The organism is Pseudomonas sp. RT6P73, assembly GCF_054897715.1.
The window spans coordinates 3,215,442-3,237,184 of record NZ_JBUBUV010000002.1 but is presented as its reverse complement, the minus strand read 5'-3'; the positions used below and the strand labels follow the sequence as shown (position 1 = coordinate 3,237,184).

General features: G+C 58.6%; 26 protein-coding genes and 4 pseudogenes. 8 read left to right on the top strand and 22 right to left on the bottom strand.

Annotated elements, in window-relative coordinates; translation table 11 throughout:
- Window positions 1–3: 3 nt before the first annotated feature.
- Together ACYZT6_RS15365 and ACYZT6_RS15360 are read right to left on the bottom strand one after the other, a co-directional pair.
- Window positions 4–675 (bottom strand): class I SAM-dependent methyltransferase, encoded by a 672-nt coding sequence (locus ACYZT6_RS15365; protein ID WP_462027636.1) that lies wholly within the window; start codon window positions 673–675, stop codon window positions 4–6.
- 49 nt (window positions 676–724) lie between these two features.
- Window positions 725–868, bottom strand: coding sequence for a hypothetical protein (locus ACYZT6_RS15360; RefSeq protein ID WP_462027635.1), 144 nt, complete (start codon window positions 866–868; stop codon window positions 725–727).
- Between the two features lie 5 nt (window positions 869–873).
- On the opposite strand from ACYZT6_RS15360, the pseudogene ACYZT6_RS15355 reads away from it, so the two are divergent.
- Window positions 874–1,023: pseudogene (locus tag ACYZT6_RS15355) on the top strand (serine dehydratase); the annotation flags it as partial.
- A gap of 81 nt (window positions 1,024–1,104) precedes the next feature.
- Here the strand turns inward: ACYZT6_RS15355 and ACYZT6_RS15350 are convergent.
- The 5 genes and pseudogenes from ACYZT6_RS15350 to ACYZT6_RS15330 all read right to left on the bottom strand — a co-directional run bounded on the left by ACYZT6_RS15350 (window position 1,105) and on the right by ACYZT6_RS15330 (window position 4,456).
- Complete coding sequence (locus tag ACYZT6_RS15350; protein WP_462027634.1) at window positions 1,105–1,449, bottom strand: antibiotic biosynthesis monooxygenase family protein; 345 nt, start codon at window positions 1,447–1,449, stop codon at window positions 1,105–1,107.
- Window positions 1,450–1,477: 28 nt separating this feature from the next.
- Entirely contained in the window at window positions 1,478–2,467 is a 990-nt protein-coding gene (locus ACYZT6_RS15345; protein ID WP_462027633.1) for a zinc-dependent alcohol dehydrogenase family protein, read from the bottom strand.
- Window positions 2,468–2,619: 152 nt separating this feature from the next.
- Complete coding sequence (locus tag ACYZT6_RS15340) at window positions 2,620–2,922, bottom strand: ArsR/SmtB family transcription factor (protein WP_461974527.1); 303 nt, start codon at window positions 2,920–2,922, stop codon at window positions 2,620–2,622.
- Between the two features lie 176 nt (window positions 2,923–3,098).
- Window positions 3,099–3,188 (bottom strand): annotated as a pseudogene (locus ACYZT6_RS15335) (EamA family transporter); the annotation flags it as partial.
- Window positions 3,185–4,456 (bottom strand): MFS transporter, encoded by a 1,272-nt coding sequence (locus ACYZT6_RS15330; protein WP_462027632.1) that lies wholly within the window; start codon window positions 4,454–4,456, stop codon window positions 3,185–3,187. The gene ACYZT6_RS15330 and the pseudogene ACYZT6_RS15335, both read right to left, overlap by 4 nt.
- 125 nt (window positions 4,457–4,581) lie before the next feature.
- On the opposite strand from ACYZT6_RS15330, the gene ACYZT6_RS15325 reads away from it, so the two are divergent.
- Window positions 4,582–5,040 carry a winged helix-turn-helix transcriptional regulator gene (locus tag ACYZT6_RS15325; RefSeq protein ID WP_462027631.1) on the top strand — a complete coding sequence of 153 codons (459 nt, stop codon included), beginning with the start codon at window positions 4,582–4,584 and terminating at the stop codon, window positions 5,038–5,040.
- Window positions 5,041–5,060: 20 nt separating this feature from the next.
- Here the strand turns inward: ACYZT6_RS15325 and ACYZT6_RS15320 are convergent, their stop codons facing one another.
- Window positions 5,061–5,171 (bottom strand): NapC/NirT family cytochrome c, encoded by a 111-nt coding sequence (locus ACYZT6_RS15320; protein ID WP_462027630.1) that lies wholly within the window; start codon window positions 5,169–5,171, stop codon window positions 5,061–5,063.
- Between ACYZT6_RS15320 and ACYZT6_RS15315 the strand changes: the two are divergent.
- Window positions 5,128–5,937: pseudogene (locus ACYZT6_RS15315) on the top strand (AraC family transcriptional regulator); the annotation flags it as partial. The gene ACYZT6_RS15320 and the pseudogene ACYZT6_RS15315 sit on opposite strands and share 44 nt — an antisense overlap.
- Before the next feature lie 54 nt (window positions 5,938–5,991).
- On the opposite strand, the gene gfa reads toward ACYZT6_RS15315, so the two are convergent.
- Window positions 5,992–6,567 (bottom strand): S-(hydroxymethyl)glutathione synthase, encoded by a 576-nt coding sequence (gene gfa, locus ACYZT6_RS15310; RefSeq protein ID WP_462027629.1) that lies wholly within the window; start codon window positions 6,565–6,567, stop codon window positions 5,992–5,994.
- Window positions 6,568–6,618: 51 nt separating this feature from the next.
- Window positions 6,619–7,044, bottom strand: coding sequence for a hypothetical protein (locus ACYZT6_RS15305; RefSeq protein ID WP_462027628.1), 426 nt, complete (start codon window positions 7,042–7,044; stop codon window positions 6,619–6,621).
- Between the two features lie 154 nt (window positions 7,045–7,198).
- Here ACYZT6_RS15305 and ACYZT6_RS15300 point away from each other — a divergent pair, with 154 nt between their 5' ends.
- A complete protein-coding gene (locus ACYZT6_RS15300) occupies window positions 7,199–7,858 on the top strand; it encodes a TetR/AcrR family transcriptional regulator (protein ID WP_462027627.1) in 660 nt (219 codons plus the stop codon).
- 189 nt (window positions 7,859–8,047) lie between these two features.
- On the top strand, window positions 8,048–8,377 hold the full coding sequence (locus tag ACYZT6_RS15295) for a DHCW motif cupin fold protein (protein ID WP_462027626.1): 330 nt from the start codon (window positions 8,048–8,050) through the stop codon (window positions 8,375–8,377).
- Between the two features lie 82 nt (window positions 8,378–8,459).
- Here the strand turns inward: ACYZT6_RS15295 and ACYZT6_RS15290 are convergent, their stop codons facing one another.
- The 3 genes from ACYZT6_RS15290 to ACYZT6_RS15280 form a co-directional block, all read right to left on the bottom strand.
- Window positions 8,460–9,785 (bottom strand): epoxide hydrolase family protein, encoded by a 1,326-nt coding sequence (locus ACYZT6_RS15290; protein ID WP_462027625.1) that lies wholly within the window; start codon window positions 9,783–9,785, stop codon window positions 8,460–8,462.
- Window positions 9,786–9,863: 78 nt separating this feature from the next.
- Window positions 9,864–10,769 (bottom strand): alpha/beta fold hydrolase, encoded by a 906-nt coding sequence (locus ACYZT6_RS15285; protein WP_462027624.1) that lies wholly within the window; start codon window positions 10,767–10,769, stop codon window positions 9,864–9,866.
- Window positions 10,770–10,780: 11 nt separating this feature from the next.
- Window positions 10,781–11,494, bottom strand: coding sequence for an SDR family oxidoreductase (locus ACYZT6_RS15280; RefSeq protein ID WP_462027623.1), 714 nt, complete (start codon window positions 11,492–11,494; stop codon window positions 10,781–10,783).
- Window positions 11,495–11,687: 193 nt separating this feature from the next.
- Between ACYZT6_RS15280 and ACYZT6_RS15275 the strand changes: the two genes are divergently transcribed.
- On the top strand, window positions 11,688–12,278 hold the full coding sequence (locus tag ACYZT6_RS15275) for a TetR/AcrR family transcriptional regulator (protein ID WP_462027622.1): 591 nt from the start codon (window positions 11,688–11,690) through the stop codon (window positions 12,276–12,278).
- Window positions 12,279–12,397: 119 nt separating this feature from the next.
- Here the strand turns inward: ACYZT6_RS15275 and ACYZT6_RS15270 are convergent, their stop codons facing one another.
- From ACYZT6_RS15270 to ACYZT6_RS15250, 5 genes are all read right to left on the bottom strand, one after another.
- Window positions 12,398–12,760, bottom strand: a complete 363-nt coding sequence (locus tag ACYZT6_RS15270) for a hypothetical protein (protein WP_052909715.1) — start codon at window positions 12,758–12,760, stop codon at window positions 12,398–12,400.
- Window positions 12,761–12,894: 134 nt separating this feature from the next.
- Window positions 12,895–13,587 (bottom strand): RES family NAD+ phosphorylase, encoded by a 693-nt coding sequence (locus tag ACYZT6_RS15265; protein ID WP_462027621.1) that lies wholly within the window; start codon window positions 13,585–13,587, stop codon window positions 12,895–12,897.
- A complete protein-coding gene (locus ACYZT6_RS15260) occupies window positions 13,581–13,985 on the bottom strand; it encodes an antitoxin Xre-like helix-turn-helix domain-containing protein (protein WP_461974494.1) in 405 nt (134 codons plus the stop codon). The genes ACYZT6_RS15265 and ACYZT6_RS15260 overlap by 7 nt, the downstream gene beginning before the upstream one ends.
- 94 nt (window positions 13,986–14,079) lie before the next feature.
- Entirely contained in the window at window positions 14,080–14,514 is a 435-nt protein-coding gene (locus tag ACYZT6_RS15255) for a GFA family protein (RefSeq protein WP_462027620.1), read from the bottom strand.
- 48 nt (window positions 14,515–14,562) lie between these two features.
- Window positions 14,563–15,504, bottom strand: coding sequence for a carbon-nitrogen hydrolase family protein (locus ACYZT6_RS15250; protein WP_462027619.1), 942 nt, complete (start codon window positions 15,502–15,504; stop codon window positions 14,563–14,565).
- A 104-nt stretch (window positions 15,505–15,608) separates the two neighbouring features.
- On the opposite strand from ACYZT6_RS15250, the gene ACYZT6_RS15245 reads away from it, so the two are divergent.
- On the top strand, window positions 15,609–16,298 hold the full coding sequence (locus ACYZT6_RS15245; protein WP_462027618.1) for a winged helix-turn-helix transcriptional regulator: 690 nt from the start codon (window positions 15,609–15,611) through the stop codon (window positions 16,296–16,298).
- Between the two features lie 58 nt (window positions 16,299–16,356).
- Here ACYZT6_RS15245 and cls read toward each other — a convergent pair whose 3' ends face one another.
- The 4 genes and pseudogenes from cls to ACYZT6_RS15225 form a co-directional block, all read right to left on the bottom strand.
- Complete coding sequence (cls, locus tag ACYZT6_RS15240) at window positions 16,357–17,712, bottom strand: cardiolipin synthase (RefSeq protein ID WP_462027617.1); 1,356 nt, start codon at window positions 17,710–17,712, stop codon at window positions 16,357–16,359.
- 133 nt (window positions 17,713–17,845) lie between these two features.
- On the bottom strand, window positions 17,846–18,406 hold the full coding sequence (locus tag ACYZT6_RS15235) for a lipid-binding SYLF domain-containing protein (protein WP_462027616.1): 561 nt from the start codon (window positions 18,404–18,406) through the stop codon (window positions 17,846–17,848).
- Between the two features lie 580 nt (window positions 18,407–18,986).
- Window positions 18,987–19,643 (bottom strand): annotated as a pseudogene (locus tag ACYZT6_RS15230) (flagellin); the annotation flags it as partial.
- 364 nt (window positions 19,644–20,007) lie between these two features.
- Complete coding sequence (locus ACYZT6_RS15225) at window positions 20,008–20,703, bottom strand: FMN-dependent NADH-azoreductase (protein WP_462027615.1); 696 nt, start codon at window positions 20,701–20,703, stop codon at window positions 20,008–20,010.
- 106 nt (window positions 20,704–20,809) lie between these two features.
- Between ACYZT6_RS15225 and ACYZT6_RS15220 the strand changes: the two genes are divergently transcribed.
- Window positions 20,810–21,664, top strand: coding sequence for a LysR substrate-binding domain-containing protein (locus ACYZT6_RS15220; RefSeq protein WP_462027614.1), 855 nt, complete (start codon window positions 20,810–20,812; stop codon window positions 21,662–21,664).
- Window positions 21,665–21,743 lie beyond the last annotated feature (79 nt).

The window sequence follows — 21,743 nt, the reverse complement described above, 5'->3', positions numbered from 1 at the left end:
CACTCACCGCCGCGGCTCGGCCACCAACAGCAACGACTGCGGCACCTGGCTTTGCGGGTGCTGCGGCTCCTGCAGGTCGGCCAGCCGAAACCCGGCCATGTCCAGCGCGTTCAGCCAGCTGGACAAGGTGCGGAAATACCACGGCATGGGCTGCCACTGGCCCTTGAACCCGGTAAAGGTTTCTTCCCGCCAACCATCCTGATAGTCGCCCGCCGCTGCGGCCCACGGATGCAGCGTCTGGATCACCAGCGCACCGCCAGGGGCGAGCAGGGCGTTCATGGCGGCGAGCAGCGGGATGATGTCCTGGTGCAGCAACGCGAAGTTGGCGCAGATCAGGTTGTAGTCGCGGCCGACGTCCACCTTCGCCTCCACCAATTCGTCATAGCTCGCCAGATGCACCGAGCAAGAACCCGCCGCCCGCGCCGCCTCGACCAGCGTCCCATCGCCATCCACACCAACCGCCGTGATGCCCCGTTTAGCCAGCGCGCGCAACAGCCAGCCTTCGCCGCAGCCCAGGTCGAGCACGCGCTCCGGCTGACGTCCCAGCACTGCCAGCAGGATGGCCTGGTCGGTGACCGTGAGGCGGCTTTCGATGGCGCCGCTGCGGATGGCTTCGATCCAGGAGTGGGCGTTGTGGTGCCAGCTGTCGAGGAGGGTGGATTCGGGGGCGGGCATGTCGAAGTCCGGCGTTGTGGGTTGGTTAGAAGAATAGGACATGCGCTGCCTATTTTTTCGGCAAATGCGCCAAGTCGCGGTTGAGTTGAATGCGCAGGGCGCGGATGAATTGTTTGGCGTTGTCGGTCATGGGTTTACCCGCCTGGAAAACCAGGATGCTGATAAACGGCACGTCGACACTGAACGGCTTCACCACCAAGCCGCGCCAAGATGGTGGTCGAGCCAACCGGATGTTTGGGACTGGCGGCTGTTCGTCATTCAGGCAAGGCGCTGGAGGGGAAGCGGGTAGGGGTGATCGTCAGCGGAGGGAATATTGATCTGGAGCGGTATGCCCGGTTATTGGGTTGATCGATTGGGAGGCAGGGGTGCCTTTGGGCCCAAAGCGGACTGGGTCACCCCAGCCCGCAAGGCAGGAGAGAAGAAATGCTTTCAGCAAACGTGGCGATCAACGGAGCTGTTCGGATCATCGTGTTCGCCTGTAGCAAAAGCCTCCCCCTCAATATGATAGACCCTCGGTTCTTCCGAAAAATAATCCTGTAAGCCCATCATGAACACCCGATGGTCTTCACTCGCTTCGAAGCCCGGAGTGTGATCCTCAAGTGATTGCCATCGCACGATCAGATTGAATAACTGGGGGGTTTCGATCCCTTGCGCGAGCAAGTGCCCGCGGTAACCCTTTGCGCGGCTAAGCAACGGAGCGACCTCGGCAAATGCACGTCTGAACGTTTCGATGTGTTCTTTATGAACGGGGAGTAGAGCGATCTCATAAATCATGGCGTTCCCTTCAAGTGAGTTCAGCGGTTTAAGCGTTCGCGCTGACGAGCTGAGCCAACGGCCCGACTGCAATCGCGATTTTTCCTTGAACACCGTTGTTCGGAGTCTCCAGCCGGGCATGGGCGAGCGCAATGTCGGCAAGCGAATAAACAGCGCCAACGTGTGGCCGCAACTGACCGCGCGCTACCAATGCGCTCAGCTCATCAAGCTTGCCGCGATTTTGTCTGGTGAAAACGAAGTGATAACTCGCGTTCTTGCCCCAGGCCTGAACGATGTTTTGTGGCTGTGCAATGTCCACAATCGTGACCACGCGGCCAAGTTGTGCGAGCACGTCGGGGCTACGCGACAGTGTGTTGCCGCCGATGGTGTCGAACACGACATCGACTCCGCGGCCATCCGTCTCCCGGATGATGGCGTCGACGTAATCCTCCTTTTCGTAGTCGATGACCACATCGGCACCTAAACGTCGGACGAACTCGGAGTTTGCCTCGCGCACGGTCGTGTACACCCTTGCCCCAATGGCTTTTGCCAGTTGGATCGCCACATGACCGACGCCCCCTGCGCCGCCGTGTATGAGAACGCTTTCCCCCACTCTGAGCGCCGCACGCACGGTCAGTGCTTCCCACACGGTTCCGCCGACCAGGCTCAGGCTTGCCGCTTCAAGATGGCTCAGCGAGGGAGGCTTCTTCCCGACAATGCTTTCGGCAGCAACGTGGTACTCGGCGTAACTCCCTGGTCCGTCAAATATCTGCGGGGTGTACCAGACTTCGTCTCCCACAGCGAAGGTCGTCACACCCGGCCCGACCTCTTCGACAACGCCAGATATGTCGTGTCCGGTAATCGCCGGCAGTTGTACCAGGTCGGGATAATCGCCACGTCGGACCTGATAATCCAACGGATTGACGGAGGTTGCCTGTACCCGGACCAGGATTTGTCCCGTGTGCGGCACTGGCTTGGGCACGTCGCACAGTTGGAACGATTCCGGGCCACCAAATGCTTCAAGGATTATCGCTTTCATTGTAAAGCCTCATTTCTGGAAAAAGGGATATCGGGAAATCTCGATATGAAAAGGCAAAAAAATACGAATTTCTCTATGGCATTGCTTTCATTGCTGAACCTCATTTCTGGAAAAAGGGATATCGGGAATTGTCGATATTCTGAGGGTGAAGATTAAAGCTCTCTCCCGATGATCTCGGCAAGAGCGCTGATGGTTGCTTCATTCCGCTTGTAGTAGGTCCACTGACCGATGCGCCTGACTTCGACCAAGCCCACTCGTTGCAGAGTTGCAAGGTAATCAGACACCGTTGACTGCGACAGTCCGACGCCTTCTTGAATACTGCTGACGCAAACGCCAACCGTATGAACGTCACCCTCATCCTGCGGAGGGAAGCTTTTCGCGGGATCCTTCAAACCTTTCAAGATTTCAAGGCGCGTACGGTTCGAGAGGGCTTTGAATATTTCGAGTAATTCCATGGCCTGAAGATATCGAAATTTACCGATATGTCAATATGTCAATGCAAGAGCCAGTTGCCGTTATGTGCAGCCAGCCAGCGGCAATCGTGATCTTGGTGCCTGCTTTCTAGCTATTGCCGAGTCTGCCAGAACGCCTTAGCGCCGCACTTAGTACACGCTGTCCGTACAAACCAACCAACGGTGGTGAGGCCCAGTTTGATCACCGAGAAATTCAAACCCCCAATGGCAGTAATCGAGATGGCGAGCAGCAGGTGCCTGGCTTTCATGTGGATCTTCCTTGAAGGGGCGTTGAGAAACGGCTCGTAAAAGCCCACAGCGCCAAAGCTGCAGCGCTGATCAAGGCGCCCAGCAGGCTGGTTGCCGTCCAGCCCCAGAGCGCATAAACCTGGGTCGCGGCTGCCGCCCCCAGCGCGCTACCGACCGAGTAGAAACACATGTAGGCGCCGACCATGCGACTTTGCGCGTCGGGTCGTGCGGCAAAAATGAGGCTCTGGTTGGTGACGTGTACGGCTTGTACCGCGAAGTCGAGCAAGACCACTCCCAAGATCAGCGCGATCAGGGACGTCTCGGCAAAACTGATGGGCAACCAGGAAAGCGTCAGGAGCCCCAGTGAAAGGCCGGTAGTTCGTTGTCCCAAACCTTGATCGGCCCAGCGACCGGCTCTTCTGGCAGCCAGGGCACCGGCGACGCCGGCCAGGCCAAACAGGCCGATGGCCGTGTGTGAAAGCGACAACGGTGGAGCGCTCAACGGCAGCACCATGGACGTCCACAGCACGGAGAAAGCGGCAAAGATCAGCAAGGCCAGCAGGCCCCTGATCCGCAGAACCGGCTCGGTCATGAACAGCTTGAAAAGCGACCCGATGAGCGCCGGGTAGGCGTCTTGATTGCGTGGCGACACCGCGGCAGGCACCACTTTCCAGAACACCGCCGCGAGTATCAGCATCAACCCTGAGGAAACGAAGTAAACAGCGCGCCAGCCCGCCAGGTCTGCGATCAGCCCAGAGGTAAACCGCGCCAGAAGAATGCCCAGGACAACGCCGCTGGTGACGGTTCCCACGGCCTGCCCACGTTGTGATGGCGTTGCCAGCACGGCGGCATAGGCCACAAGCACCTGAACGACCACGGCCAACAAGCCCATCACGATCATGGCTCCCAGCAGGGCCAGCCATTGCTGGGAGGCACCGACTGCTGCCAACGCAATTGCGGACAGCATCACTTGGGTCAAAATCAGCCGTTTACGGTTGACCCTGTCGCCCAGCGGTACGATGAACAGCAACCCCAGTGCGTATCCAGCCTGAGTGGCCGTCACCACGACCCCGATCAATCCTGAGGTGACGCCCAGGCTTTCAGCCATTGAGGCGAGCAAGGGTTGGGCGAAGTAAACATTGGCCACGGCCAGTGCGCAGGTGACGGAAAACAGTAACGTGAGCGACGGAGAAAGCCCCGGAGATCGGTCGATCCTGCTGCGTTCTCCCGTATCCGTAGGCGGCAATTGCGAAGGCTGCCGGGAGAAACGTTGGGCGTCTGCTGTCATGCGCGCCTCCGTGGCGTTAAACTGGTTTCAATTAACAACTTGTTTCGATTATTGCTGAATCGAGTTTTAAATTGCAACCAGGTTGTTCAGCAGGCTTGGCAATCCTCATCCAAAAGGTAAATACGATGGTCGAAGGCACTTCACCGCAAAGCAGCGAATGCCCCGTAGCAAGAACACTGGATGCGATCGGGGATCGCTGGTCGCTCATGATCATCCGCGATGCATTCGACGACATTCGCCGGTTCAGCGAATTTCAAAAGAGCTTGGGCGTGGCCAAGAATATTCTGGCATCGCGACTGAAGGCGCTGGTTGAGATCGGTGTGTTCGACGTTCGACCGGCGTCAGATGGAAGCGCCTACAAGGAGTACGTCCTTACGGACAAAGGGCGGGAGATCTTTCCGGTGGTGATCAGCATGAGGCAGTGGGGCGAACGTTTTCTGTTCGAGGCGCAGGAGACGCGTTCGGTGCTGTTGGACAACGAATCCGGCCAGCCTCTGTTGCCGATGGATGTTCGCTCATCAAGCGGTCAAAAACTTGGACCGTCTGACTGCCACAGGGTGAGGCTGGTTGACGGCGTTTCGTGAATCGATAGCCGACTTGCCTCTTACCAGCCTTTCACTCCACTCATATCGGGCAGCTTGTGAGCAATGCCTTTGTGGCAGTCGATGCAGGTGGCCTCGCATTTTGTCGCGGCGGGGCACATGCAATTGCGCATCGACGAGGGCGCCACCCTCGACGTGCGGGCAGGCGAACTCATTCTGCTGCCTCGCAATGACGTTCATACGTTTGGCAGTGATCTGAGCATTGCGCCCATGTCCGCGCGCGACGTTATTCAGCCGCCGGAAGTCGGCGGCATTTCCCGTATCAAGTACGGCGGGGGCGGCGGGGCCACACAGTTATTGTGCGGATTCCTCGGCTCTGAAACACCGTTCAGTCCGTTGCTTTCGTCGCTGCCATCCTTGTTGAAACTGGACGTACGCGCGACGGCTTCGGGAGCCTGGATTGAGAGCTCATTCCGTTTCGCGGTCAGTGAGATCGCGGCAGGGCGCGTCGGCTCGGCAACGGTCATCGCCAAGCTGTCCGAATTGCTGTTCGTCGAAGCCGTCAGCCAGTATGTCGCGAGCCTCCCGGCCGAGCGCCGCGGATGGCTGGCGGGGTTGCGAGATCCGCATGTCGGGCGTGCATTGGCACTGCTCCATGCTCGTCCAACCGAGGGCTGGACCGCAGAAGCCCTGGCGCTTGAAGTGGGCATGTCGCGTTCGGTATTCGCGGAGCGTTTCACGGCATTGGTCGGACAGCCACCGATGCAATACCTCACGCTCTGGCGTATGCACGTGGCGGCTCAACAGCTGCGCGAAGGTCGCGGTAATGTGGCGCAAATCGGCTTCGCTGTTGGCTACGAATCCGAAGCCGCGTTCAGTCGTGCATTCAAACGCCAATTCGGCACATCGCCCGGGACTTGGCGCAGACAATCCGCATGAGCTGACATTGAACCGGGGCCGCGGTCCGGTAAAGAAACCGCGGCAGCCGATCAATCAGGCGGGGAGCAGGCCTTTCTGCTTGGCGACATGCGTTGCCATTGCGTCCATCAAGTCCGGGGACAGGCAGTCGTAGGGCTCCAGGCCGATCGAGCGCAGGCGTTCACGGACCGCCTTCATTTGCGCGGGCGGTGTGCCGGTTTCGATAATGGAAGACACAAACGCCGCGAAGCCCGGCGCCGCCCATCCGCGCTGGGGTGAGAGCTCGGTGTGGACGAAGTCCAGGCCATAAAACGCATGGTCCTTGTTCTCGATGCGCCCGAAGAGATGGGCGTGGCACTGCTTGCAGGCGTGGCGCTGGATGGTGGCGGATTCGTCGACAATCGCCAGTTTTTCGCCGTGGGCAGTGACGCTGACCTTATCCCGAGGTACCACGGCAATGACGGCGAATGTCGCGTTTTGTGGTTTCCAGCATTTGCTGCAGCCGCACGCATGATTATGCAGCGTTTGTGCGCCGATCTTGACCTCGACCTTGTCGGTCGCACACAGGCATTGCAGGGTGCCACCGGTGAAATTCGCGGCGGCGGGTTGGATACCGTTGTCCAGTAAAGGGTGAAGTTTCAAGGTAGTCATACTGGCATCTCCTTTTTCAGGGTGCCCCCAGATAAGAATAGCGGTTGCGCGTTATGACAGGCGCGATTCCCGTGTCGCGCTACTCAAACCCTCGGCCGTCACACTAATGCGCGAGTACACCAGCCACCCAAATAGCAGCACGCCGCAGCCAATGAGGATTGATGCAACGCCAATCAGTGGCTCGACTGACGGGAAGCCCTTGAGCCGCAGCGTGAGTGCACCGAGCATCACCGGGACGCCAACGTTGTACGTCCAGAACTGTGCGGCAGCAACGCGCCCTTCGGTGATCGACGGGTGCGCTGTGCCGATGATGCCGAACAGGGCCATCGACACCCATCCCAACAAATTGATATGGGCATGTACCGCGAAGAGCGAGTGGTCGCCGGACGCACCCATCGCCACACCCAACATCACGCCAATGGCAAAGTAGAGGGCAGCGAGCCGAAACCAGGTCCGCGAACGGGGGTTATGATTCATGGCATTCACCTCATGCGCCCTGAGGCGCGCTCAGTTGCTGAAACAATCGATTTGAAGTCGCCGCGAGGTTGTGCAAGCGACCTCTTGTTGGTGGGTGATTCAGTGTCTATTATGAGACTAAAGTCTCACGACAAGACAGGATCTCATTTACTCCATGCCAAATTCGAAGTCAAGCCCGTCCAGCGGTGACGGCGATCAGGGCCGCGACAATCAGAAGCGCCGAACGCGCCAGGCGCTGATCGATGCCGCCATCGCTTTGCGCGACGAAGGCCATAACCCGACACTTTCGCAAGTAGCCGAGCGCGCGATGGTGTCGCGCGCCACGGCGTATCGCTACTTTCCCTCGACCGAGGCGTTGATCAGCGAGACCGCGGCCGACCGTGACCTGCCGCCGCTGGAGCGCATCTGGCGGCCGGGAGACGATCCGGTAAAGGGCATTGGTCTGGCGGCGAACGCGTTGAACAAACTCTTGATCGACGACGAGATCGGCCTGCACGTGATGGAGCGCTCGTTCATGACGGTGTGGCTCGAAAACGAGTCCCACGAGACGCCGCTGCGGCCTGGACGGCGCATGAGCTACATCGAGCCGATTGTCGACTCACTGAAGGACGTGCTCTCACCCCGGGCGCGCAAACGGTTGAAGCAGGCGCTGTCGATCGTGATGGGCACCGAGGCATTGATCGCGGTGCGCGATATCAGTCGCGCAAGCGTCGAAGAATCACTCGACACCGCCGCCTGGGCCGCTCGGGCGCTCGTTCGTCAGGCATTGGCGGAGGATGAAGAGGCGCGACGGAAGCGCAATGCTGCGAGCTAGCGGTCTGCTTCTCCAAATGAAACGGCCGGCCGGAGTGATGTGAATCGGGTGCTGCCGTAGGCCAACCCATAAGCAGGAAAGCTGCCTCTGCCATGGGCGCCTGTATCTCATAAATGAGTGGCGTCTGTGTCTATCGAAAGTATCACTGGATGGGTACGGTCCAGACACTCTTTCACTGATGAGGCAACCATGGATCTAACGGCTATTCCCTTTGGTACGACCGATTGGTCGACTGTCGAGCCTGTCCAGTACGCTGGACAGACCGGTACCGCCTGGTGGCGAACCTGCCAGTTTGGTTCGACGCGTGTGCGGATGGTTGAGTACAGCCCCGGCTATCTGGCCGATCATTGGTGCTGGAGAGGTCATATCCTGCTGTGTCTGGAAGGCGAATTGCACACGGAACTGGAGGATGGTCGCCAGTTCACGCTCACCGCCGGGATGAGCTATCAGGTGGGCAACAACGCCGAGGGGCATCGATCATTCAGCACTACGGGGGCCAAGTTGTTCATTGTGGATTAACGCTGGGATTGATTCTTGCGGACAGAAATCGGTGGTGCGGCCTGCCCATCAGAACAATGGGCAGACCCGTGCAACTCAGCTTTTAGCGCAACGAGCGGAAGGCTGCGCGCAGTTCCTTGGCGAACAATTCAGGCTGTTCCCAGGCAGCGAAATGGCCGCCCTTGTCCACTTCGTTGAAATAGATCAGGTTGGGATAGGCGCGCTCGGTCCAGGTTTTCGGCGCCTTGTAGATCTCGCCAGGGAACACGGTCACCGCGACAGGGATCTTGATGTCCTGGGTCTTCTGTTCCACGGCATTGAAGTTGTTGGTGTTGTTTTCCCAGTACAGGCGAGCGGACGAGATAGCGCTGTTGGTCAGCCAATAGAGGGAAATGCCGTCGAGTATTTCGTCCTTGGTCAGGGATTTTTCCGCATCGCCGCCGCTGTAGGTCCATTGGTTGAATTTGTCGAACATCCACGCGGCGAGGCCTGCGGGTGAATCCGACAAGCCGTAGCCGACCGTTTGTGGCCGGGTGCTCATCATGGCGCCGTAAGCCGCATTTTTGCCGAAGAAGGTTTTCAGCGACTCATAAGCCGCGGTCTCCTTGGCCGACAGGCCGGCGGGAGGAGGGGTGCCGTCGTTGATCGCCTTGGCGACATCGGCGGGCACGGTGGCCGGCATGTTCACGTGGATCCCCAGCAGGCCGGGCGGTGCCTGGCGCCCCATGGCATCGGCGATCACCGATCCCCAGTCGCCACCTTGCGACACGTAGCGCTTGTAGCCCAGGCGCTTGACCAACACATCCCACGCCACGCCGATACGGTCGGGACCCCAGCCGCCGTCGTTGGGTCTTTGCGAGAAACCGTAGCCAGGCATCGAGGGAATGATCACGTCAAAGGCGTCTTCGGCACGACCGCCGTAGGCCGTCGGGTCGGTCAGCGGGCCGATGGCTTTGGTCAGTTCCAGAATCGAACCGGGCCAGCCATGGGTGAGCAGAAGCGGCAGGGCGTTCGGATGTTTGGATTTGACATGGATAAACTGGATGTCGAGGCCGTCGATTTTGGTCACGAACATCGGCAAGGCATTGAGTTGGGCTTCAACTTTGCGCCAGTCGTATTGGGTGCCCCAATAGCCCACGAGCGCCTGCAGCTTTTCCAGTTGCACGCCCTGGGATTGATCATTGACCGTTTCGCGGTCGGGCCAGCGGGTCGCCAGTACACGTTTGCGCAGATCGGCCACCGCGTCTTCAGGAATGTTGACCTTGAAAGGACGAATGGCGCTGTCCTTCTCGACAGTGGCGGCGGCCTCAGGCGTCGTAGCGGCCCGGGCGTAAGAGGGCGAGACGAGGGCGACCAGTGCCAGAGCACCAGCGGTTGCTGAAACAGCTAACAGGCAGCGCCGGAACGCCGGAAATGATAGTGCTGACATGGTCGTACTCCAGGAGAATTGGGGGCGATAAAATTCAACGACGGACTACATTTGGATTACGCAACGGCGGTTTTCGAGCTAGTTCAGGAAGGCGTTGGCTTGCGACACGAAATCGTTGGCATATTGGAACAGGGCGCCATGCCCCGAATTCGGATAGATCAGCAACTTGGCGTTCGGAATGTGCTGTTGCAGCGTGTAGGAGTTCTCGGTGGGCACCATCCTGTCTTTGCTGCCGTTGACCACCAGGGTTGGCTGGGTAATCTGGTTCAATTGCGAAAAAGAGCCGTCCCCGGGAACGCTCCATTTGCCCAGCGCCGCCCCTTGGGCCGCGATGACTTTCATGGAGCTGAGCTTGTCGAGGCCTTCCGTGCGTTCGTGACGCCGCTCCCAGAAATCCCGGGCTGCCTGTTGGCTTGACGGTGCCGGATCGAAGAACAGATAAGCGGTTTCTTCCTGCGTGGCGATCGATTCGCGCAACGCGATTCCAGGAACCCGTGGATCATGTCCCGAGACCCCGCCGCGCGGCGACGTGCCCGCCAGGATCAGCCGGCGCACCAGTTGCGGATGGCGCAACGCAACTTCCTGCGCCACCATGCCGCCGATTGAGAAGCCAAGCACGTCGACTTGCGTCAAGCCGCGGGCGCGGGCAAAGGCGGCTACGTTGTCGGCCATGGCTTCGAACGAATCGGGTGTTTCACCGGTGCTGAGGCCCACGCCGGCATTGTCGAACAGGTAGACCGGCCGCTGCTGTGCCAGGCCATCGGTCACGGCCGGGTCCCAGTAATCCATATTGCCGCGAAAGTGCTGGAGCAAGATGACCGGAACGCCCGTCTGCGCGCCGAACTGGCGATAGGCATATCGCACGCCGTCAGCTTCGACGAATTGATTGGGTGCGCTGTTATGCGTGGTCGCCGGCGCCGCAATGGCGCCGCTGACTGCGAAGGCGAAGACAGCCCCGAGGGCCAGCCGCTGGAAGAGGTGCATGGGTGTGCTCCTTAGGCGCCGGTTTCGGGGTTGAGGTAAGCCGCTTGCCCACTAGACAGGCTGGCTTTTATGTCGCGTGTCCCTTGGTCTGCGAGTACTTCTTTCAGGCCAGCTTCCACGCCGTCCAGCGACTGGATCACGACGTCGGATGGCTGAACTTTCGGCACGTCGAAACCATGGGTCAGGTCGGTGTCGATAAAGCCCACGTGCAGACCTTGCACGCTGGTGCCCTGGCCTTGGAGTTCGATGCGCAGCGAGTTGGTAAAGCTCCACGCTGCCGCTTTCGATGCCGCGTAGGCAGACAGAAAAGGCGCCGCAATCCAGGCCGCATCCGACAGCACGTTGACGATTGCGCCGCCGCCGTTGGCTTTAAGCACAGGGGCGAAGGCCAGGCTGACGTGCATGACGCCGTAGTAATTGGTTTCGAAGATTTCGCGGGCCATTTCCACCAGGCCAGGTTCCAGCATGGAAGGCAGCAGGCGGGCGATGCCTGCATTGTTGACCAGCAGCGTCACGTCGCCTGCTTGGGCCACTGCCGCGGCAACCGACGCCGGGTCGCTGACGTCAAGACGAATGGCGATCACCCCCGGAATGTTGACGCCTTCAGGGTTGCGCACCCCGGCGTAGACCTTGCTCGCGCCACGCGCCACGAGCTCTTTAGCGAACGCAAGGCCAAGACCACGGTTGGCGCCGGTAACGAAGGCAACGGAATTTTTTATTTTCATGATCGTGTGCTCTGGTTGGATGAGGCTTTCGCCCTGTAAGATTGCGCTCGCAATCATTGAGTTAATAATGGCGCTCGCATTTATTAAAGTCAACATAAATATTCTTGTCGTAATAAAACCTTGTAGGCGCTGGATTCTTGTTAATTGTGAGCGCAATCATAGTATGCAAGAATGAACACGGAGGAACCTCATCATGAAAATCTCGAAAGAAAAATCAGAAGCCAATCGCGCCGCCCTGGTGGAGACCGCCAGCCGCCTGTTTCGCGAGAAAGGGATCGACGGTGTGGGCGTAGCCGAAATCAGCAAGTCGGCCGGCCTGACGCACGGCGCGCTGTACGCGCATTTCCCGTCCAAGGAAGCGCTGGCCGCCGAGGCGCTGGCGTGGAGCCTGGAGCAGGGCAATGCCAAGCTCTATACGGGCACGGTCGATGGCGAGCCAGACCTGGATCGCTTCCTGTCCGAGTATCTGGCCGTCGACAACCGCGACAACTATGCCGAGCACTGCGCAATGGCGGCGTCCGCCAGCGAAATCGGCCGCCAGGATGCTGCGATCAGCGCGAAGTACACCGAGGGTTACATGGTGCTGGTGCGGGCGTTTGAGCGCAGGGTCGCCGCCAATAATCCCGACGTCGACGCACTGGCCACCGCCATGGGCATCGTTGCGGCAATGGTCGGCTCGCTCTCGGTTGCGCGGGCCACGGCGAAGGCGCGGCCTGAGGTGTCGGCTCAGGTGCTGCGGGGTGTGCGTCTCATGATCGATGCTGCACTGAGCAAACCGGTGTAGTGGGAGTTTTGTCGCAAGGCTTGCGCGCAAGAGCACCTGGCGGTCGCAAATGGAGGGCGTAAAAAAGCCCGGCTGGTTAGGCCGGGCTCATTTTTGAGTACTTCGGTAAAGCTATTCATTTATACAGCGCGGTTTTCGATCAGGCGGTCGGAACCACCTTCGGCAACGCGGTTTTCAATCAGACGGTCGGAACCACCTTCAGCAACGCGGTTCTCGATCAGACGATCCGAACCACCTTCAGCAACGCGGTTCTCGATCAGACGATCCGAACCACCTTCAGCGACGCGGTTCTCGATCAGACGATCCGAACCACCTTCAGCGACGCGGTTTTCGATCAGACGGTCGGAACCACCTTCAGCCACACGACTTTCAATCAGACGATCCGAGCCGCCTTCAGCGACAACCGGGTGAGCAGAGGAAGCGGCGAAAGCGTTAACTGCAAAAACCGAGAAAGCGATGCTGAGAAGGATTTGGCGTTTCATGATTGTGTGCTCCGGGGTGTAGTTGTTTTGGTATGGAGCCGATCTTACGCCGCGGATTTTTTATGAGAACTTCATTGAGTTGATGGTGACTATTGATGTCAGCGATGGATGCGAAAGGCCCGGGCTAGACGCGATCAGGCCTCGCTGATCTTGCTGACACTGGTCACCTGACCATTCCAGACCATCTCGTAATGCGCTGCCTGAACGATTGATAAAACCGATCTCGGCGTCATCAGCGCCCAGCAATAACTGCCCTGCATCCGCACGGAGTGGTAACGAATCCCAGGCCATCGCGCCTCTTTGACGGACCTCCCCAAACGCCGCGATTCGGTGTAATCGTCAGGATCGTAAACAGGATCAGTGATCGCAATGGCGGCAACATCCCTCATCGCTGCATCCACGAAAGAGCAGGACAACCCCCGAAACACAAACCGCTCATAGTTGAGGCCCGGGACATTCGACCAGTACAGACTCTGGTGATGCCGCACCTCGGCCAACGCCGTTTCCATGGAGTCCGCCAGATACAACACCCCAAAACTGCCATCGCTGAACCGCGAGCCCGCCGGGTTGACGTGAGTAAAAGGCGCCGTCGCGTAAGAGCAGCCAGGAATGCCGAACGGAATCTGATCCCGCGCAATCAACTCAAGATGACCCACTTCATTTTTCAGCCTGGGATTGGTCAGCGCCTGAATCTGATACAGCACCTCAAACTCGTCCGCATCCGCCACGTCATCAAACATCGCAATCGGTGGAAACTTCGAATTGACCAATCGGTAAGCCTGCAGCTGCTCGCCGGCAAGTTCTGCCAGTTCGCTCACCCTCACCATTGCGCACCGCGCAGCACATCAATGCGTTTGAAGGTTTCATACAAGGAAATCATGTCGCCTTGAGCCATGATCTCCAGCGGGCTGCGCCCATTGAAAAACTCGTTGTGGTTAGCCATCGACGGGAAGCCGTAGACGTTTTCAGGGTTATCGAAGATCAGGCGCAGTGCGGCGTGGATGTTGAGGACAAAACTGATGCGTTGCATCTGATCTGAGTCCAGCGCGACGGACCATGAGGGATCGCGCTGCCGGGCGCGGGTGTAGGTGCTGCGGGAAATGCGCAGGATGCGACAGGCCTGATCGCTGGAGGCGCTCCATTTTTCGAGGATGCCGACTGCGGCGCGTAGGCCGGTGACGCATTGGGCTTTTGTGAAGGCTTGTTCCTGGAGGGGGACTGCCATGTTCTATGCCTCTATGAATCCATGGATTCAAAACTATAGCGATTGAATCTACAGAGCAAGGCAGGCCCGACCAATGGAATCTTCAATGACAGCGTTATTCCTCCACGCTGATACCCGATCCGCCTAATTCGCCGGGGACATCCTTCAGCTTGGGCAATCCATCTTTGATCCGCAGCACCGTCTCCTGATAGTGCACGTGAACACCCGGCGAGTACTCGAGATCCGGAATGACCGCCGCATACACATCGATCAGTCCTATCTCAGGGTGTTCAGTGAACAGGTGCCCGCCGCACGTCTTGCACCACTTGCGGAAACTGCGCGGTGTCTTGTTGTAGGTGCCGATGTTGTCGGCGCCCCGAGTCACTTGCACCGCGTCGGGTTTCCACAGCGTGAAGGCATTGACCGGTCCTGCTGACCAATGCCGACACGATTCGCAATGGCAATAGCCCATTCCGGCCGGCTCGCCGCTGACGGTGAACTCGACCGCGCCGCAAAAACAACTGCCCTGGTAAGACCGTTCAATGCTCATGGCATGACTCCTTTATCAATGGCCAGGCGATTACGCCGTTGCCCGTCTTCATTCGTCGATGTAGCGCACCGCTGTGGCCGGCGTACGTCGCACCTGCAGCTCGAAAATGTCCGGGCGCGCGTAATGCCCGGTGACGTCGAGCGCCCGCCGCGCCGGTGCCACGAGTGCGACGTCGATGTCCGCATACAAAATGCCTGCCTCCCGGTGTAAGGGACCGGCCACGATCCGGCCTTGAGGATTGACCACCACCGAGTCGCCGTCGTTGATCCATTCGTCCGGATCGGGAAACAGCTGCGTACGAGCCGGGAAGTCGTCGGGGATGTCGCTGCCACGCAGCAAGGTGCCGCTGCCGAGCACCCAACAGCGGCCTTCGAGTGCAATGTGGCGCATCGTGCAGATCCAGCCATCGCCACTGTCGTACGTGGGTGCGACGTAGATCTCCACCCCTTGGGCATACAGTGAATAGCGTGCCAGCGGCATGTAGCTTTCCCAGCAGATGAGCGTGCCAACGCGGCCGACCGGTGTATCGACCGTGCGCAACCCGGTTGCATCACCGAAGCCATGCACCATGCGCTCGGGATTGGTTGGCATCAGCTTGCGGTGGCGGTTGAGCACTGCGCCGTTCGCGCCGATAACGACTACGCTGTTATAGAGCGTGCCGCCTCCGTTGCGCCGGTCGCATTCATTGATGCCGCACACGATCGTCACAGCGTGAATCCTGGCGGCCTCACACAATTGGCTCAGGTCACCGTTGGTGATATCGACGGCGTTGGCCAGCAGCCGCGTATGCAACTGGCCCATGACAGCCCCGTCCCTTCCCGCCGCCAGCCGCCAGATCCATGACGGGTAACCTGGAATAAACTGTTCGGGCAAAACGATTAGCGAGGCTCCCGCCGCCGCTGCCTCATCGACTGATTGCACGGCCCGGGCGATCGTCGCGCTGCGATCGAGCAGCACGGGCGGGCGCTGAATGATGGCTACCGTTGTCATGGCGTTCTCCTTTGGAGTTTGGCTTTCGAAGTTTCAGCGTGCGCGTGGCGAAGGGGTCGGGCTAGTTCAAAAAGTGAAGCGTTGCAGTAGCGGGAGTCCAGACGATGGAAGAGAGCTACGGTCAGTTCTGCACGGTCGCGCGCGGTGCTGAAGCCCTGTGCGAGCGCTGGACACCCTTGGTGGTGCGCGAACTGCTGTGCGGCAGCAAACGCTTCAACGAACTGCACCGCGGCGTACCCCGGATGTCCACCAACCTGCTGGCACAACGGCTGCGCCACCTGGAAGAAATCGGCGTCATACACCGCACGGCCACCGGCAAAGTCTGGGAATACAGCCTCACCGAGGCGGGCGAAGAACTGCGCCCCATCATCATGGCGTTGGGGCACTGGGGCGCACGCTGGATCGGCAGCCGCCTGCGCGACGACCAACTCGACGCCGGATTGCTGATGTGGGACGTGCGCCGGTTCGTGCGCATCGAAACCTTTCCGTCGCGACCGGTGGTCATCCAGTTCACGTTCCGCGACGCGCGGCCCGGCGAGCAAGCGTGGTGGCTGGTGGTGGAGCAGGGTGTGGCGGATCTGTGTCGCGACGACCCGGGCCGCGAACTGACGCTGGTTGTGGATTCAAGCGTGCGGGCGTTGACCGAGGTGTGGACGGGGGACCGCACACCGAAAGAGGTGCTTCAGTCGCAGGAGTTGCGTGTGGATGGCGCGGTGAAGGATGCGCAGAGTTTGTGGCGCTGGTTGGGTACGAGTGCGTTTGCGGGGACTCGGAGTGCGGCGGTGACTCGGTAAGTTGACGAAATACCCATCAGGGAGCAGGAGAGCGCATCCCGGCGATGCGCCACTCGACTCAGAGCCAGTACTCCCAGAGTCGCGCCATCTGCTCTTTGGCTTTCACCGTGAGCGAGCGGCGCTGCCACTTTTCCAGCTTGATTTCGTTCGACTTCGCCAGATCAGCCATGAATGCCGCCTGCATCTTTTTTCCGAACCCGGTGCCCAGCACAACCACGTTGACTTCATCGTTGTGCAGAAAGCTGCGCCAGTCGAAGTTGGTGGAGCCGACACTCGACCACACGCCATCGATGACTGCCGTCTTGACGTGGAGCAGCGCGTCACGGCGTTCGAAAAGCTTGACGTTGGCCTTCAGAAGCTCGCTGTAGTAAGCGCGTCCGGCATGAAACACCAGCGACGAATCAGTGCTGCTGGGCAGCACCAGTTTGACGTCGACGCCACGTGCCGCCGCCTCCTTGAGTGCCGCCAGCAACTGCGGATCGGGCACAAAGTAGGCGTTCGTCAGCCATATCTCGGTCTGCGCGCTATGCAGCGCCGAAATCAGCGTCGCGTAGATCAGGCTGAACGGCTCATCTGGCGAGCTGCCGATGGCGCGAACCACCTCGGTGCCTTTGCGCTCCTGTGGCGGAAAGTATTGGCGAGCGGCGAGCGGTTCACCTTTCTGGGTCGTCCATGTTTCGATGAAGAGCTTCTGCAGATCCGCAACCACCGGCCCCTCGACGCGCAAGTCGGTATCGCGCCAGGGCAAATCACCAGTGGGGCGAGTCTTCGAGTGAGAGCTGAACGAGCCCCCCGAATAGACGCTGCTGATGTTGATCCCGCCAAGAAAGGCAATACGGCCGTCCACTATCAGCAGCTTTCGGTGGTCGCGCTGGTTCACGTCCCAGCCCGCTTTGGCCGTCGCCGGATTGACCGGGTTGTACTCCAGCACCTTGATGCCCGCTTCGGTCAATCGAGCGAAAAACGCTGAGGGTGTTCCAAGGGTTCCGACGCTGTCACGGATCAGATTGACCTGCACACCTTTGTGTTGCTGAGCGATCAGTGCGGCGGCGAAGCGCTGGCCGACTTCATCATCGTCGAAGATGTAGGTCTCCATGTTGATGTGGTCGCGCGCACCTTCCACCGCTTTGATCATCGACTGGTAGGTGGAGGGGCCGTCCTGCAGCAAGTCGACCTTGTTTCCTTCCGTTAGCGGGCTACCGACAACGGATTCTTCGATAGCGAGGTGCACATCAAAGATGTTGGTTTCTGCGCCTGTGGACTTGAGTCGGTCGAGAATGGCTTTGCTGCGCTCGGCTGACAGAGGTCCGTGGACCCCGTCGAGTTGCACTGGCGCAGAGGGCGCGCGAGCCATGTCGGGCACTATCCTCGGCAATGCACTGCAGGCAATCACCAGTGTCAGCAACACCGCCACGCACAGCACCAGAGGAATACATACACCCTTGCATCTGGTTAGAAGATTCATCAGGCCACCTCTTGGCGAGGACGGTGATAACGCACTGTCGGGGCGTCTTGCAGACAACACAAGGCGCCTTGATAGACGGCTTTCAGCGCTTGATCAGGGAAATCTTCGTGCCCTCGATGCTGACTCCAGCCATTAACCCTTGCTGGTCAAATATGAACGCGTAGGCATCGTCCTTCAGCGTCGAACTGGACAGGTTCTTCGAGATCCCTTCATCCACTACAACGACGGTGGGCCCTACGCCGATTTCCCACCCCTTGGTTTCGCGAACATAGTTCACGGCTTTATCGGTCATGAGGAAAACCACATAGCCATACGACTGGGCACCTGCCTGCAGCCCCCATGACCCGGTCACGGAGTTGTAATAACCCTCAACTGTCTTGCCTTTGAACAAAACGCCTTCGCCATAGCTGCCACCAAACACAAGGCCAGCCTTGATGATTTTCGGGAAAACAAGTATCGCTTTGGCGTTGTGCGACATGGTCTCGGCAAATGGTTGAGTTTTGTAGAGCGTTTGCAACGCTTGCCGAGAGTCGGTATTCAGATCCTCGGCGGTTGCCGCACCGGCAGAGTTCAGGAAACTCGCTGATGCCAGTGAGGCAGTCGCGAGGACCATGGATAGGAAGAACCGCATTGACTGAGTCATTTTCGTACTCCGATACGGGAGCATTGGATGTGAGCAGCAGTCTGCACCTGCCCCCGGCAGAATCCGAGCCTACTGAATTGATCCGGCGCACCCTACAGTGTGTGAACGACTGGCTTCGTCCTTGAACGAAATAGGCTAGAAGCCTTTGATCATTGGCGATGCCATCAACTGCTTTGACCTCTGGGCGCGGGGCGGGTTCGTCGGTAAATACCGTGAGGTAGGGGAGGCCGGCCAGATGATTCTCAGATATGTTTACTGGAAATGATCTACGCCGTGTACGCGACTCCCAAGGAATGCTGCCTTCATTGCGGATGCTGATCGATTTCATGGCTGGGCGAATAAAATTACTGAATTACCCGATGCGCGGGATGTGTGCGGTCATAAGGTTGTGAACGCGCGTTATGATGGTTGTTTGCCGTTCCCGCTTAAGGCTTCGCCACAGGCCTATCTGCAACAGTCGTCGTCTGCCTGGCCGCTGGATAAGATAAAGTCAGCTGAACTCTCATATCTATGTTCATCACCTCTTAAACTAAAAAAGCGAGAGCACGCAAGCACACTCCCGCCAAAACTCAATCCGATATTACTGAAGCAGTTTCAGTACAGCGGATGGCAGCTGATTTGCCTGGGCCAAAACAGTGGTGGAAGTCTGTTGCAGAGTTTGCTGTTTGGTCAGGTTAGCTGTTTCTGCGGCGAAGTCGGTATCTTGTACGCGACCTTGCGCAGCAGTAACGTTTTCAGTGAAGTTTTGCAGGTTGGAGATGGTGCTGGTCAGACGATTTTGTGAAGCACCCAGATTTGCACGGGTTGCACCGATAGCAGCGATTGCAGCATCGATTGCGGTGATCGCGTTGTCGATGTTTGATGAGCTACCATCACCGGCAGGACCAGTCGAAACATGAGTACGACTACCTACCTGCAGGCTGTCGATGTAGAGCGTCGAGTTCAGGGTAAGGTCGATATCGCTGGCAGTACTAGTATTGGAACCCATTTGCAGGGTCATGGTGTTAGCCGAACCGTCCAACAGATTTTGGCCGTTAAAATTGGTGGAAGCTGATATACGAGTCAGTTCGTCAGACAGCTGAGCAAATTCTGTATTGGTCGCGGTCTGGTCAGCAGTACCGCTGGAGTCGTTACGTGCTTGAATAGCCAGTTCACGCATACGCCGCAGAATGTTGGCCGATTCTTGCAGAGCGCCCTCAGCGGGCTGAGCCATCGAGATAGCGTCGTTTTCGTTTCTTCCTTGCGAGTCCATACGAACACCTCATCTGTGGGGTCAAGAGCATCTACGCTTCCAAGTTCAACTTGAAAACCTTCTCACCATGGAAACTCAATACTAAAGACGAGAGCTGAAGCATTTCTACTGTCAAATCTGACAGGTATTTATAACCATTGGCGATAGCTAGGAATGCATTAATGGAGACAGGTGTGGACGCTCGCTATTTACTTCACTTGAACTGAGCAACCAGCCAATCCTTCAACCGCCCAAACGCCGGGTCCTCGGCCTTTTTCTCATTGACTATTAATACTGCACCGACTCCTGAGCGTCAGTTCTACCGTCACCGGCCGCACCAGGCGCCCCTGTTGCGTATGGGCGGGCCGTGCTATTGAAGTTTTTCGGTTTGTAATGAATCGATTTGCAGCAGGGGGCCCTGAAGCGCCAGCGACAAACTGTCTGCCAGGCTCCTGGCCTGCTGAGTCGCGGCCTCCCGCGCGCGCAAATCAACGTCTTCCCCCAGGATGGTTTTCTCCACAATCACCGAATGCACGTCTGTGACGCCGATAAATTTCAGCCAGGCTTCCACGTAGGGTTTCTGGAAGTCGAAGCGCTCCGCCGGTGTGATCGACTGCGCCGAAAAATCCAGGCCACGGGCGTACATCACCACGGCGAGCTTGTTGTGCAGCATGCCTTCCAGACCGCGGTCCGGGTCAACGCTGAACAGGATGTCTTTCTGCGATACCAGGTCGATGAAATGCTTGAGTTTGTACGGGATGCTGAAATTCCACAGCGGTACGGACATCACGAGTACATCCGCCCGGTGCAGGTGTGCAGCCAGATCTTCCAAGGTGTTCCAGGCGTCCTGTTGCGCCGGGGTCAACGGCGTGCCATTGAGTCCGGCGTATTTGGCTTCCATCGCAAGCTCATCGAATTCCGGCAGAGCCATGTTCCAGAGGTCGAGGGTGATGATTTCGGTTTCCGGGGTGTTTGCTTGATAACGCGCAATGAAGCTTCGCGCGACTTCAAGGGAAGCCGAACGGTGCTTGCGTGGAGAACATTGAATATGGAGAAGCGTCGTCATGGCACACCTTGAATGATGGGTAGGCAGGGCAGGTGGGAGCATTGCAACATAGTTATATTTGAAATATAAATCGTAAATTCCTACTCGATTGATCACGTATAAAACTATGTTCGATGCTCTCCTGCTCAAGACCTTTGTCACGGTCGTCGATGAAGACGGCTTCAGCCGTGCAGCGCAGAAGCTGCACCTTACTCAGTCTGCGGTCAGTGGCCATGTGCGGCGATTGGAGGAGCAGATTGGTAAACCCCTGTTGACGCGTACCACCCGTTCCCAGCAATTGACGGCCGATGGCGAGCGCCTGGTCTCTTATGCGCGCACGATCCTCGCGTTGAACCGCGATGCCTGGACAGACCTGACACGCACGCCGTTTCACGGGCGGCTGCGGATCGGGGTGTCCGAAGATTTTGTCGAGTCTCGATTGCTGCGCACTGTTCAGGCGTTCGCGGCGCAGTACCCCGGGATGGAAATCGAAGTGCAGGTGAACATTCCGGGTTCGTTACTGGCGCTGATGAAACAAGGGCATCTGGAGGTGGTCATCGGTTCGCTGTGCGAAACCAGCGAAGCGGGGCTGCTACTGTGGCAAGAGCCGTTGGTATGGGCCTGGTCGGCGCAACCCGTCACCCGGTTACCGACGCCGTTGCCGCTGGCCCTGTTCCCCGAGCCGTGCCCTTATCGCGAGGCCGCACTGACGAGGCTGGCGCAGGCGGGGATTGCCCAGCGCACGGCGATGTTGTGCAGCAGCACTGCCGGGTTGCGGGCGGCGGCACTGGCAGGCTTCGCGGTAGCGCCCATGCCACTCAGTCAGTTGGGGCACGGACTGGCGGTTCTTGGGGCTGAACAAGGGTTGCCGGATTTGCCGGATGCGCAGTGTCGGCTGTTCACCTCGGCAGATGCGGATCAGGCGATGGTGGCAGCGGTCACTCAGCTCATTGTGGCGTATTGCTCCACGCGCAGGGCTTGATTGTCCTGCCTTTCGGGAGCTTGGCTGAGTAAAGTCAGAGCATTAAAAAGCCCGGCTGATCAAGCCTAATGCTGTTCAC